Genomic DNA, 13,184 nt, shown 5'->3' with positions numbered 1-13,184 from the left:
TGCCGGGGTCGTTATGTTATTAAATTAAATATTAAATTATGCTTTTGCCGGGGCGGTGCCGCGCTTGCTGGCGCGCGCGTCGAATGCTTCCGCCGCCATCACATTGGAGATGTGAATGGTGCCTTCGCGTTCCACGATGGCGCCTTGTGGGTTGTTCTTGTTTTGGCGCATGTGCTTCTTGATCAGCTTGACGCCTTCCACGATGACGCGTTCTTTTTTGACGGCGATCGAGATGACCTTGCCGCGCTTGCCCTTTTCGGAGCCGGCGATCACGACGACCTCATCACCCTTTTTTACATGAAAACTCTTCATAATTAAATCACTTCTGGCGCGAGCGAGACGATCTTCATAAAACGCTTCTCGCGCAATTCACGGGCGACCGGCCCAAAGATGCGCGTGCCGCGCGGGTTGTGTTCCTTGTCAATGATGACAATCGCGTTGCTGTCAAAGCGCAGGTACGAACCGTCGCTCCGGCGAATCGGCTGGCGGGTGCGAACGACCACTGCGTCCACCACGTCGCCCTTCTTGACGGTCCCATCCGGGGCGGCTTCCTTGATATGCGCCTTGATGACATCACCGATGATGGCGTAGCGCTTGTTACGACCGATCACGCCGATGGCTGCGGCGCGTTTCGCGCCGCTGTTGTCGGCCACATCCAGAATGGAACGTACCTGTAGCATAATTCAAATAGTCTAGGCGGCGACGGGAGCGGCGTCAGCGTTGCGCTCGACGACTTCCACGAGGCGCCAGTTTTTGGTTTTGGAAAGGGGGCGCGTCTCGCGGATGCGCACGCGATCGCCGATCTTGGCTTCGCTCTTTTCGTCATGCGCGTAAAATTTGCTGTAGCCGGTCACCACTTTTTTGTAGCGGGGATGCGGGAAACGGCGTTCGACGCGCACGATGATGGTTTTGGTCATCTTGTTGGAGATGACTTCGCCGACGCGCTCTTTGCGGTGGCCACGATCCGTGAGATTGACAGTTGTTTCAGCCATACAAATCAGTTATTTCGCTTTTTTGCGGAGTTGGGAAATCCGGGTCTCGACCCGGGCGATGTCCTTGCGGATATTCCGCAGGCGCGCCGGTTTTTCCAACTGACTGCTCGCCTGCTGCAAGCGCAGGGTGAACATCTCGTGCCGCAGGTCACGGCCCATGGCCGCCAGCTCATCGGCGGTGGCATCTTTAATTTTAGGATCCGACATTTTCATAAATTGGCTCAACCTACTTTGTGGCGGGAAATAAACTTGGTTTTGATCGGCAGCTTGGTCGCGGCCAAACGCATGGATTCACGGGCCACCGCTTCCGTCACACCGTCCACTTCAATCAGCACATTCGCCGGGCGAATGACGGCCACCCAGGATTCGAGCGGTCCTTTGCCTTTGCCCATTCGCGTTTCGAGCGGCTTCTTGGTGTACGACTTGTCCGGGAAAACCCGCAGCCAGACCTTGCCACGGCGTTTCATGTAACGCGTCACCGCGACGCGCGCGGCCTCGATTTGCTTGGTATCAAGCCAGCAGCGTTCCAGGGATTGCAATCCGTATTCGCCGAAGGCGACCGTCTGTCCGCGCGAGGCCATCCCCGTGCGGCTGCCGCGGTGCATTTTGCGATACTTTACTCTTGCGGGCATCAATGGCATAAAAAATTCCTATTAAAAAATTAAGCAGCTTCAGGAGCGGCAGCGATCGGCGCGGGCGCCTGCGGCTGCTGCACTTTCGAACCTTTGGTTTCGCCTTTGCAAATCCAGCATTTCACGCCGAGCTTGCCATAGACAGTGCTCGCTTCGGCAAATCCGTAATCAATGTCCGCGCGCAACGTATGAAGCGGGACGCGTCCCCAATGATATTGCTCCACGCGGGCGAGTTCCGCACCGCCGAGACGACCGGCGCAACGAAGCTTGATGCCTTCCGCGCCAAAATCCTTCGTGGTCTGCAATGCTTTTTTCATCGCGCGACGGAAGGAAACACGGCGTTCGAGCTGCAACGCGATATTTTCCGCGACGAGCTGGGCATCCAATTCCGGCGTCTTGATCTCGAGGATGTCCACGTAAATTTCCTTGCCGGTCATCTTGCTCAATTCTTCCTTGAGCTTGTCAATTTCCGCGCCTTTGCGGCCAATGACCACGCCCGGGCGGGCGGTCATGATCGTGATGCGGCAACGCGTCGCCGCGCGCTCGATCAAAATCCGCGGCACCGAGGCCGACTCGAGTTTCTTCTTGAGCAGATCGCGGATCTGGCGGTCTTCGGTCAGCAGTTTGCCGAAATCTTTTTTGCCGGCATACCACTTGGAGCGCCAGTCTTTATTGACCGCGATGCGCAATCCCGTTGGATTAGTCTTTTGGCCCATAACAATTACAATTATTCGTCTGACAAAATGATTTTGATGTGGCAATGGCGCTTGAGGATCGGTCCGGCCGAACCACGCGCTTTCGGAGTAAAACGCTTTGCGGTCGTTGCCGTGCCGGCCACCGCGGAGCGCACTTTCAAGTTTTCAGTCTTGAACTGGTTGATCTTTTGGTAGCGGGCCTGGTCTTCGGCATTGGCGATGGCCGATTTCAAGGTCTTGGCGACGAACCGCGCGGACTTGCGCGGGACGACCGCAAGAATAGCCTGCGCCTGCAGCGCGGGCAAACCTTGGATCTGACGAACCACTTCGCGCATTTTTTGCGCGGACATGTTGATATTTTTGGTAATGGCTTGGACTTGCATAGGCTATTTGGCTTCCGCTTTGGCCGTGTGCGCGCCGTGTTTCTTGAACGTGCGAGTCAGCGAAAATTCGCCGAGACGATGGCCCACCATGTTTTCGGTGACGAACACCGGGTTAAAAACTTTGCCGTTATGCACGTTGAACGTGTGGCCGACAAATTCCGGCGTGATCATCGAGCGGCGCGACCAAGTCTTGATCGGCTTCTTCGAACCGGCAGCGTTAAGCTTCGTGATCTTTTCCAGCAGATGAGCCTCGACGAACGGGCCTTTTTTAATCGAACGTCCCATAAATTATTATTTGAGTTTCATTGGCCGGCCATCGCGACGAACCAAAATAAAGCGGTTCGATAGCTTGCGGCGATTGCGCGTTTTCTTGCCCTTGGTGATGACACCCCAAGGCGTCACCGGATGACCGCCGCCCGAAGTCTTGCCGGCACCGCCACCCATCGGATGATCCACCGGGTTCTTCGCGACTGCGCGGCTCAACGGACGGATGCCGCGATGACGGCTGCGCCCGGCTTTGCCGAGAATGACATTTTCGTGTTCGGTGTTGCCGACCTGGCCGATCGTGGCGTGGCAACTTTCGTTGATGCGGCGAATTTCGCCCGAGGGCAAACGTACTTGCGCGTAGCCTTCGTCGCGCGACATCAAAGTCGCGGCAGCGCCAGCGGTGCGAACCATCTGGCCGCCCTTGCCAGGAACCAATTCGATGTTGTGAATCGGCAGACCCACGGGAACCGCGCTCAAAGGAAGATTATTTCCCACTTCAGGAGCCGCAGTCGCGCCGCTCATCAATCTCGCGCCGACCTGCAAACCGACGGGAGCGATGATGTAAGTCTTTTCGCCATCCGCATATTGCAGCAACGCCAGGCGGGCCGTGCGGCGGGGATCGTATTCAATCGCGATCACCGAAGCGACGATGCCGTGCTTGTTGCGCTTGAAATCAACATTACGAATCTTCTGCTTGTTGCCCCGGCCGATGCCGCGGCTGGTGACGCGACCGAAATGATTGCGCCCGCCCGTTTTCTTGCGGGTGAAGATCAGGCTCTTTTCGGGCTTGGTCTTCGTGATGTCGGCGTACGACGCGACAGTAATGTAGCGCGTGGACGGCGTTAGTGGTCGGTAAACTTTCATAAGCTCAAATCAGTTTAGGTCAGGGTAATTTTGTCGCCCTCTTTCAAGGTCACGAGCGCCTTTTTCCAGTCGGGCGTTTTGCCAGCCTGGGAGGTGCGTTTGCGGCGGGCTTTGCCGCGCACATTGAGAGTGTTCACTTTGATCACCTTCACCTTGAACAATTCCTGCACCGCGTGGCGGATCTGGACTTTGTTCGCGCGGCGGTCGGCCACGACGGTGTATTGGTTCAGTTTTTCACCCTGCCGCGTCCCCTTTTCGGTCAGACGCACGGTTTTAACGATATCAAAAGAATTCATGATGAAATTATTCCTTGCTCAAACGCTCTTCGACTTTTTCAAAGGCGCCGCGGGTGAAAACCAGCTTGTCGCTGCGCAATACCTGATAAGTGTTCAATGATTCGCTCGTCGTCAAATGGACGTTCGCCACGTTGCGCGACGCGAGCGTCAAATTCTTGTCGCCCGGTTGAGCGACGATCAACGCTGTGCCGACCAGCTTCAACGCGGACAGGATGCCGGTGAATTCCTTCGTCTTCGCCGAGCCCAATTTGATTTCGTTCACCACGAGGACATCGCCCGCGTGCAGACGTTCGCTGAGCGCCTTGCGCAACGAAAGTTGCTTGGTCGAACGCGAAACTTTCTTGCTGTAATCGCGAGGTTTGGGACCGAAGACCACGCCACCGCCGCGCCACAAGGGCGAACGGAAAGAACCAGCGCGAGCGCGGCCAGTGCCTTTTTGCTTCCAAGGCTTCTTGTTCGTGCCGGCGACTTCGCCCGCGGTCTTAGTGCAGGCGGTACCACTGCGTTGCGCAGCGTTATAAGCGACTACGGTGTCGTGAACGGCTTGCGTGCCCTTGCCATTTTCGATGATCGGAAATTTCACTTCCAATTCACCCTGGCTGTTGCCTTTGATATCTTGAATCTTGAGTTTCATGTGCATCCGTTATTTTTTCTTTGCAGCGGCGGCGGGTGCGGCGATAGCAGCAGCCGCGGCAGCGGAGCCTTTGCGCAATTTCTTCGCCTCACGAATCACGACATAATCTCCGTTGGCACCCGGAACAGCACCCTTGATTAACAGCAGATTTTCGGCTTCGCGAACCTGTATGATTTCCAAATTCTGAACGGTGCGGCGGATCTGGCCCATGTGACCAGGCATGCGCATGCCGCGCATAACGGTACCTGGAAACAGACGCTGACCGATGGCGCCCGGGCGGCGGCGCCAGCCTTTTGCGCCGTGGGAAGCATCGCCACCGCGGAAATTATGACGCTTCATGACACCTTCAAAGCCTCGGCCCTTGGTGACGCCGATGGCATCCACAAAATCGCCCTTGGCAAAAATCGTCGGTCCGACGATGTCGCCCGGTTTGACCGAAAGCGTGAAGTTGCGGAATTCGCGGATGCGTTTCACTGCGGCGCCGTTGTGCTTTTTGATGTGGCCGAGCAGCGGCTTGGTGACGCGCTGGTCTTTCTGATCGTCAAAACCGAGTTGCACGGCGTTGTAGCCGTCGGATTCTTCAGTCTTGCATTGTAGCACGCGGTTGGGACCGGCGAGCACGATGGTGACAGAAGACAGGACGCCCTTTTCGTCATAGACGCGCGTCTGGCCCAATTTTTTTCCTAGTAAGCCGAGCATAAAATCAAATCTTGATGGTGATGTCCACGCCTGCGGGGAGATTGAGTTTCTTAAGTTCGTCCACAGTCTTGGCCGTGGGTTCGATGATGTCGAGCAGGCGCTTGTGGGTGCGCTGCTCGAAGGTTTCCTGCGATTTCTTGTCCGAATGCGGCGAGCGCAAAACGGTGAACCGCTCGACGCGGGTCGGAAGAGGGATCGGCCCCGCGACGCGGGCGCCGGTGCGCTTGACCGTGTCCGCGATGTCGCGGGCGGATTGGTCAATGACCCGATGGTCAAATGCTTTCAAGCGAGTACGAATACGTTGTCCAGCCATAAAAAGAACAATTTTATAATTTGGTTTTAACTACGTGCCGCGGGTTTGGATTTTGCGCTGTCAAGGATCGTAGTCAACACACTGTTGGGCACCTGCTCGAACGTCAGCGGTTCCATCGAGTATGAGGCACGACCTTTGGAAAGTGAGCGGATCGCCGTGGCATAGCCGAACATTTCGGCCAGGGGCACATTGGCGTTGACGATGGTCTGGCCATTCTTGGCTTCGATGCCGATGATCGTGCCGCGGCGGCGATTGACGTCGCCCAGCAGATCGCCCTGATATTCATCAGGCGTGGTGACTTCGACCTTCATGATCGGTTCCAGCAAAATGGGGCTCGCCTTCTTGAAGGCGTCCTTGAGCGCGAAGATGCCGGCCATCTTGAACGCGAGTTCATTGGAATCCACTTCGTGGAAGGAGCCGTCAACGACTTCGACTTTGATGTCAATGACCTGAAAGCCGGCATATACGCCGCTGCGAATGGCTTCTTCGATGCCGTCAATAACGGCCGGGATGTATTCCTTTGGAATCGCGCCGCCGACAATTTTGTTGAGGACTTCGACGCCTTTGCCTTTTTCGTTTGGCTCGACTTTGACGAGGGCGTGGCCGTATTGACCGCGACCACCAGATTGACGGATGAATTTGCCTTCGCCGTCCGCCGATTTGGTGATCGTTTCGCGATACGCGATTTGCGGCGCGCCAGTATTGGCGTCCACTTTGAATTCGCGCTTGAGGCGATCAATGATGATTTCCAAATGCAACTCGCCCATGCCCGCGATGATAAGCTGGCTGGTTTCTTCGTTGGTGAAACAGCGGAACGTCGGATCTTCTTCCGCGAGGCGTTGCAAACCTTCGGACATCTTGTCGCGGTCGGCCTTGGTCTTCGGTTCGACGGCCATGCTGATGACCGGCTCGGGGAAGGTTGGCGGTTCGAGCGTCACGTCGAAATCTTCATCGCACAGCGTATCGCCCGTCGTGATGTTGCGCAGACCGACCAACGCGGCGATATCGCCGGCATAAACATGATCCACGTCCTTGCGTTCGCTGCCTTGAATGACCATGAGGCGGCTGACGCGTTCACGCTTGCGCGTGCGCGGATTGTAAATAGTATCGCCCTTCTTCAACTGGCCGGAATAGACGCGGAAGAATACGAGCTTGCCCGCGAACACATCGGTCCAGAGTTTGAAGGCGAGCGAGCAGAACTTATTGTTGTCATCCGTGTCCACCTTGACGACGTTGGTCGTGCCGGGTTCGAGACCTTCAGCGGGAGGAACGTCGAGCGGGCTGGGCAGATAATCCACCACGGTATCAATCAAAACCTGCACGCCTTTTTTCTTGAAGGCGGAACCACAAAGAACCGGAATGAATTCAATCTTGCAAGTCAAACGGCGGATCGCCGCCTTGAGAACCAAAGGCTCAATCGGCTTTTCTTCCAGCACGAGTTCAGCAATCGCGTCATCTTTGTTCGAGACGGCTTCGATCAGCTCCTGCAAAGCGGCGGCGGCGCGCTCTTTATGTTCAGCCGGGATGTCCGTGACCTCATACTTTAGGCCTTCGTTGGGAACATCGCCTGGTCCCCAGACATACGCCTTTTGATTGACAAGATCAATGACACCGGCGAACTGTTCTTCCGCGCCGATGGGCAGAAAAACGGGATACGCATACGCGCCGAGTTTTTTGCGCATGTCGTTGAGCGCATTTTCAAAATTTGCGCCCGTGCGGTCCATCTTATTGATGAACGCGATGCGGGGGACATGATACTTGGTGGCCTGGCGCCAAACCGTTTCGGATTGCGGCTGCACGCCCGCCACACCGCAGAATACGGCAACCGCGCCGTCCAACACGCGCATGGAGCGCTCGACTTCCGCCGTGAAATCCACATGGCCGGGGGTGTCAATAATGTTGACGCGATTTTCGAGATTATTGAAAAGCTTTTGGATGCCCGCTTCAGGCTTCTGTTTCCAGAAACAGGTAACAGCCGCGGAGGTAATGGTGATGCCGCGTTCGCGTTCCTGCTCCATCCAGTCGGTCACAGTATTGCCATCATCCACGTCGCCGATCTTGTGGATCAGGCCGGTGTAGAAAAGAATACGCTCAGTGGTCGTAGTCTTGCCGGCGTCAATGTGCGCGGCGATGCCGATGTTGCGCGTGCGCTCCATCGTATATTGCCGGCCCGGTGCATTGACCGGTTTCGTTTCAGTTACAGCTTGCATCTAAATTTTAATTTTAGAGATTAAAAAGCGCCCCGAGTTTCTTTCGGCCCTCGGGGCGCGCTCAATTATCGTTTAACTACCAGCGGAAATGTGCAAAGGCCTTGTTGGCCTGTGCCATCTTATGGACTTCATCGCGTTTGCGAATTGCGTTGCCCTGCCCCTGATAAGCCTCAAGAATTTCAGCCGCGAGGGCTTCCTTCATCGGCATTCCTTTGCGGGCATCCGCAAAATCCACCAGCCAGCGCATCGCCAAGGCGAACTGCCGGTCCGTGGTTACTTCCACAGGAACCTGGTAGGTCGCACCGCCAACGCGGCGGGGCTTAACTTCGAGCCGGGGCTTCGCGTTGTCAACTGCGCGCTGCAAAACTTCCAGCGGGTTGGACGCGGGGTTCTTTTCCGCGATTTGATCGAACGCACCATAGACGATGCGCTGCGCAACACTCTTGTTGCCGCTCTGCATGACCGTGTTGACGAGGCGCGATACGAGCGTGTTGCCGTATTTCGCATCTTTCATCACCGGCCTTCTTACTGCTTGACGACGTCTGGACATAAAATCGTTTTATTTCTTGGCTTCGGCTCCGGCCTTCGGGGCCTTCGGACGCTTCACTCCGTACTTGGAACGGCTGACGCGGCGTTTTTCAACTCCAGCGGCATCCAATGTCCCGCGGACGATGTGATAGCGCACACCAGGCAAATCCTTCACACGGCCACCGCGCACGAGCACGATGGAATGTTCCTGAAGGTTGTGACCTTCATCGGGAATGTAGGCGATGATTTCGTAGCCATTGGTCAAACGGACCTTGGCTACTTTGCGCATCGCCGAGTTCGGCTTTTTAGGCGTGCGGGTCATGACCTGGATGCACACGCCGCGACGAAAAGGCGCGACCTCCAAGGCGGGTGACTTGGACTTGCGCTTTAACTTACTGCGGCCCTTACGGACCAATTGATTGATAGTCGGCATTTCAGCTTTTGCGTCGCTCCCAGTAATCAGGGAAACGGAGCGCGGATAATATCAAAACTATTTTGTGTTGCAACTTTTATTTCACTTTTTTTAACTGGCGAGCGGATTCTCCGTTAATAACGCGGGTTCCGGGGCCGGTTCTTCTTCCAATTCAACCAAATGTTTCAGTTGAACTTTGCGATGATAATCATAACCCGTGCCTGCCGGAATGATGTGACCCATGATCACATTTTCCTTGAAACCGTGGAGATAATCCACCTTGGCGAGCGTGGCCGCCTCGGTGAGGACGCGCGTGGTGTCCTGGAAGGAAGCCGCGCTGAGGAAACTTTCGGTCTCCAGTGAAGCCTTCGTGATGCCGAGCAGCACGGGTTGGGCTTCCGCGGGTTTGCCGCCCATTTTTTCGACGCGCGCATTTTCTTCTTCGAACGCGATCTTGTCAATCTGTTCGCCCCACAGGAAGGTGGTGTCAGCGGGCTCGGTGATGCGCACCTTGCGTAGCATCTGACGCACGATGATCTCGATGTGCTTGTCATTGATCGTCACGCCTTGCAGACGATAAACTTCCTGCACTTCGTTGACCAAATGTTCCTGCAATTCCTGGGGTCCGCAGATGTCCAGAATTTCATGCGGATCAACCGGGCCTTCAGTCAACTGCTGGCCCTTCTTCACATAGTCGCCCTTGAAGACGATGACGTGTTTGCCGATGGGGATTAGATGTTCCTCTTCCACGTTGGTCTGCGTGTTCTTGATGAGAATACAACGCTTACCGCGCACGCTCGGTCCGAAGTCCACCACGCCGTCAATCTTCGAGATTTCCGCGGCGTCTTTCGGACGGCGAGCCTCGAACAATTCAGCCACGCGCGGGAGACCGCCGGTGATGTCTTTCGTCTTGGATTGTTTGCGCGGCGTTTTCGCCATCAACGTGCCGGCGACAATTTTGTCGCCCGAGTTCACGACGATGTGCGCGCCGGAAGGAATCGGATAGTTCGCGAGCGCTTCACCTTTTTCATCGGTGATGACGATCTGCGGATGCAAATCTTCCTTGTGCTCGATGACGACCATCGCTTCCTGGCCGGTGGTATCGTCCACTTCCTGTTTCATGGTGACACCTTCGATGATGTCGTGGAACTTCACGCGGCCCGCTTTTTCCGAAAGCACGGGGACGTTGTACGGATCCCATTCAACGAACGCTTCGCCCTTCTTCACGCGGCCATTGTTCTGCACGGAGATGACCGAGCCGATGACGAGATTGTGCGTCTCCACTTCGCGGCCATCATCATCCATGATGGAGATGGAACCGTTTTTGTTGAGGACGATGTTGTTGCCGTCTTCGAGTTGCACGAGGCGCAGTTCGTTGTAGCGAATGGTGCCTTCGTGCTTGGACTTGATCTGCGGCTGCTTGAACACCTGCGACGCCGTGCCACCGATATGGAACGTGCGCATGGTGAGCTGTGTGCCGGGCTCGCCGATGGATTGCGCGGCGATGATGCCGGTCGCTTCACCAAGCTTGACGAGGCCGCCGGTCGCGAGATTGCGGCCATAGCAGCAAACGCAAACGCCGTGCTTGCTTTCGCAAGTGAGCACTGAACGGATCTTGATGCGGTCAATGCCAGCGGTGTCAATCCGCTTGGCTTTGATTTCGTCAATCTCTTCGTTGGAATGCGCGAACACTTCCTTCGGGTTCGTCGGGTTATGAATGTCGTCGCAAGAGAAGCGTCCGACAAGGCGTTCGCTGAGCTTGACGACTTCGTCTTCGCCTTCGTAAATCGCCTGGACCCAGATGCCGTTGGTCGTGCCGCAATCGCGATCGCGGATGATGACGTCCTGAGCCACGTCCACGAGCTTGCGAGTCATGTAACCGGAGTCGGCGGTCTTGAGCGCCGTATCGGCAAGGCCTTTGCGGGCGCCGTGCGTCGAGATGAAATATTCCAGCACCGTAAGACCTTCACGGAAGTTGGAAAGAATCGGTTTTTCGATGATGTCGCCGGAGGGCTTGGCCATCAAACCGCGGACACCGGCCAACTGGCGAACCTGCTGGCGATTGCCGCGCGCGCCGGAATCCACCATCAGCGAAACAGGATTGTATTCCTGCTTGCCCTGGTTGTTGCCGAGGGTCGCGAGCATGACGTTCGCGATCTGGTCGGTGCAATGCGTCCAGATATCCACGATCTTGTTGTAGCGCTCGCCGGGGGTGATGACACCTTTGCGATATTGTTTTTCGACTTCCGCGATCTGCTTTTGCGCGGCGGCGATTTCCTGGCCCTTTTCCTTCGGGATGATCATGTCGTCAATACCGATGGACACACCGGCGCGGGTCGCTTCACGGAAGCCAAGTTCCTTGAGGCGGTCGAGCATGATGACAGTCTTTTCGTGGCCACAAATCTTGTAGCACTTCCAAATGAGATCGCCAAGTTGCGACTTGCCGACCACGCGGTTCGGGAAACCCATTTCCGGCGGCCAAATTTCGCTGAAGATAACGCGGCCAACCGTGGTCTCGATGACCTTCTTGTCAGCATCACCGTATTCGGTTTTGACGCCGTAATCGGGATTGGCGAGGCGGATTTTTTCGTGCGTGTTGACGGCGCCGTCGGCGTAGGCGAAGACGACTTCGTCTTTGTTGCCGAAAAGTTTGCGGCCGGTGTTGGTCGCGTTGTTGCCGCGGGGTTCAGCGGTCACATAATAGCAACCGAGTGTGATGTCCTGCGTGGGCGTGATGATCGGCTTGCCGCTGGACGGACTGAAGATGTTGTTCGGCGCCATCATGAGCATGCGCGCTTCCATCTGCGCTTCCACAGAAAGCGGAACGTGCACGGCCATCTGGTCGCCGTCGAAGTCCGCGTTATAGGCGGTGCAGACGAGCGGATGAATACGGATCGCTTCGCCTTCGATGAGGATCGGCTCGAAGGCTTGGACGGACAAACGATGCAGCGTCGGCGCACGGTTAAGCAACACCGAGTGGCCTTTGGTGACTTCTTCGAGGATGTCCCACACTTCCGTGGTCTGGCGCTCGATCATTTTCTTGGCCGAACGAACGGTGTGGACGTAGCCAAGCTCTTTCAAGCGGCGGATAATGAATGGCTCGAACAAAACGAGCGCCATCTTCTTGGGCAGACCGCATTGGTTGAGTTTTAATTCAGGACCGATGACGATGACGGAACGGCCCGAGTAATCCACGCGTTTGCCGAGCAGGTTCTGACGGAAACGGCCGCTCTTGCCCTTGAGCATATCGCTCAAGGATTTCAGCGAGCGATTGCCGGCGCCGGTGACAGCGCGACCGTGGCGGCCATTGTCAAACAAGGCGTCAACGGCTTCCTGCAACATGCGTTTTTCGTTGCGGATGATGACTTCCGGCGTCTTGAGTTGGAGCAAATTTTTCAACCGGTTATTGCGGTTAATGACGCGGCGATAGAGGTCGTTCAAATCTGACGTCGCGAAACGTCCGCCTTCGAGCGGAACGAGCGGGCGCAGGTCGGGAGGAATCACCGGCAGCACCGTGAGGATCATCCATTCGGGACGGCTCTTGGACGAGAGCAAGCCCTGAAGAAGCTTGATGCGCTTGGCGATTTTTTTGCGGATTTGTTTGCTCTTGGTTTCGGTCATGTTGATTTGGAGCTTATCAATCTGTGCCGAAAGATTCACGCGGGCCATCGCTTCGCGAACGGCTTCCGCGCCCATCTTGGCGACGAATGCTTCCGCGCCGTAGGTTTCGCGCGCTTCACGGTACTCCATTTCGCTTAAAAGTTGATGCTCTTTGAGCGGCGTGGACATGGGATCAATCACCATGTAATCCTCATAATAGATGACGCGCTCGAGATTGCGCGCGGTCATATCGAGCACGAGGCCGATACGCGCGGGCATGCACTTGAAGAACCAGATGTGCGAGACGGGAACGGCGAGTTCGATGTGGCCCATGCGTTCACGGCGAACGCGGGCAAGCGTCACTTCGACGCCGCAACGATCGCAGACCACGCCGCGATGCTTGATGCGTTTATACTTTCCGCAGGAGCATTCCCAATCCTTGACAGGACCGAAAATGCGTTCGCAAAACAAGCCGCCCTTTTCCGGCTTGAACGTGCGGTAGTTGATGGTCTCGGGGTTTTTTACTTCACCCTTGGACCAGGAACGGATGGCTTCCGGTGACGCGACCGAGATCGCGACATATTCCACCTGGTTCACTTTGTCCAACCCAAGTAACTCGCGTGCGTTTTCTTTAGTGCTAATCATACTATTGTTAAAGA

General features: G+C 56.0%; 17 protein-coding genes. All 17 read right to left on the bottom strand.

Annotated elements, in window-relative coordinates:
- Positions 1–36: 36 nt before the first annotated feature.
- The 17 genes from rplX to rpoC all read right to left on the bottom strand — a co-directional run bounded on the left by rplX (position 37) and on the right by rpoC (position 13,170).
- A complete protein-coding gene (gene rplX, locus VH413_09645; protein HEX3798951.1) occupies positions 37–312 on the bottom strand; it encodes a 50S ribosomal protein L24 in 276 nt (91 codons plus the stop codon).
- Between the two features lie 2 nt (positions 313–314).
- Positions 315–680, bottom strand: a complete 366-nt coding sequence (gene rplN, locus VH413_09640) for a 50S ribosomal protein L14 (GenBank protein ID HEX3798950.1) — start codon at positions 678–680, stop codon at positions 315–317.
- Between the two features lie 12 nt (positions 681–692).
- A complete protein-coding gene (gene rpsQ / locus VH413_09635; protein HEX3798949.1) occupies positions 693–992 on the bottom strand; it encodes a 30S ribosomal protein S17 in 300 nt (99 codons plus the stop codon).
- Between the two features lie 9 nt (positions 993–1,001).
- Positions 1,002–1,199, bottom strand: a complete 198-nt coding sequence (rpmC, locus tag VH413_09630) for a 50S ribosomal protein L29 (protein HEX3798948.1) — start codon at positions 1,197–1,199, stop codon at positions 1,002–1,004.
- A 14-nt stretch (positions 1,200–1,213) separates the two neighbouring features.
- Positions 1,214–1,633, bottom strand: a complete 420-nt coding sequence (rplP, locus tag VH413_09625) for a 50S ribosomal protein L16 (GenBank protein HEX3798947.1) — start codon at positions 1,631–1,633, stop codon at positions 1,214–1,216.
- Between the two features lie 20 nt (positions 1,634–1,653).
- Positions 1,654–2,340 carry a 30S ribosomal protein S3 gene (gene rpsC, locus VH413_09620; protein HEX3798946.1) on the bottom strand — a complete coding sequence of 229 codons (687 nt, stop codon included), beginning with the start codon at positions 2,338–2,340 and terminating at the stop codon, positions 1,654–1,656.
- A gap of 11 nt (positions 2,341–2,351) precedes the next feature.
- A complete protein-coding gene (locus VH413_09615) occupies positions 2,352–2,702 on the bottom strand; it encodes an uL22 family ribosomal protein (GenBank protein ID HEX3798945.1) in 351 nt (116 codons plus the stop codon).
- 3 nt (positions 2,703–2,705) lie between these two features.
- A complete protein-coding gene (gene rpsS / locus VH413_09610) occupies positions 2,706–2,987 on the bottom strand; it encodes a 30S ribosomal protein S19 (GenBank protein HEX3798944.1) in 282 nt (93 codons plus the stop codon).
- A gap of 6 nt (positions 2,988–2,993) precedes the next feature.
- Positions 2,994–3,833, bottom strand: coding sequence for a 50S ribosomal protein L2 (rplB, locus tag VH413_09605; protein HEX3798943.1), 840 nt, complete (start codon positions 3,831–3,833; stop codon positions 2,994–2,996).
- Between the two features lie 14 nt (positions 3,834–3,847).
- A complete protein-coding gene (rplW, locus tag VH413_09600) occupies positions 3,848–4,129 on the bottom strand; it encodes a 50S ribosomal protein L23 (GenBank protein HEX3798942.1) in 282 nt (93 codons plus the stop codon).
- Between the two features lie 7 nt (positions 4,130–4,136).
- On the bottom strand, positions 4,137–4,763 hold the full coding sequence (rplD, locus tag VH413_09595; protein ID HEX3798941.1) for a 50S ribosomal protein L4: 627 nt from the start codon (positions 4,761–4,763) through the stop codon (positions 4,137–4,139).
- Positions 4,764–4,772: 9 nt separating this feature from the next.
- The gene (rplC, locus tag VH413_09590) at positions 4,773–5,462 is read right to left on the bottom strand and encodes a 50S ribosomal protein L3 (GenBank protein ID HEX3798940.1); all 690 of its coding nucleotides are present in this window, start codon (positions 5,460–5,462) and stop codon (positions 4,773–4,775) included.
- A gap of 4 nt (positions 5,463–5,466) precedes the next feature.
- Positions 5,467–5,775: a 30S ribosomal protein S10 gene (gene rpsJ, locus VH413_09585; GenBank protein HEX3798939.1), complete on the bottom strand. Its 309-nt coding sequence runs from the start codon at positions 5,773–5,775 to the stop codon at positions 5,467–5,469.
- Between the two features lie 26 nt (positions 5,776–5,801).
- A complete protein-coding gene (fusA, locus tag VH413_09580) occupies positions 5,802–7,985 on the bottom strand; it encodes an elongation factor G (GenBank protein HEX3798938.1) in 2,184 nt (727 codons plus the stop codon).
- 76 nt (positions 7,986–8,061) lie between these two features.
- Positions 8,062–8,535, bottom strand: a complete 474-nt coding sequence (rpsG, locus tag VH413_09575; GenBank protein ID HEX3798937.1) for a 30S ribosomal protein S7 — start codon at positions 8,533–8,535, stop codon at positions 8,062–8,064.
- A 9-nt stretch (positions 8,536–8,544) separates the two neighbouring features.
- Positions 8,545–8,946, bottom strand: a complete 402-nt coding sequence (gene rpsL / locus VH413_09570; protein HEX3798936.1) for a 30S ribosomal protein S12 — start codon at positions 8,944–8,946, stop codon at positions 8,545–8,547.
- A 90-nt stretch (positions 8,947–9,036) separates the two neighbouring features.
- A complete protein-coding gene (rpoC, locus tag VH413_09565; protein ID HEX3798935.1) occupies positions 9,037–13,170 on the bottom strand; it encodes a DNA-directed RNA polymerase subunit beta' in 4,134 nt (1,377 codons plus the stop codon).
- Positions 13,171–13,184: the final 14 nt, after the last annotated feature.

The organism is Verrucomicrobiia bacterium (assembly GCA_036268055.1).
GTDB lineage: Bacteria > Verrucomicrobiota > Verrucomicrobiia > Limisphaerales > Pedosphaeraceae > DATAUW01.
This window is presented reverse-complemented; position numbering and strand designations above follow the sequence as displayed.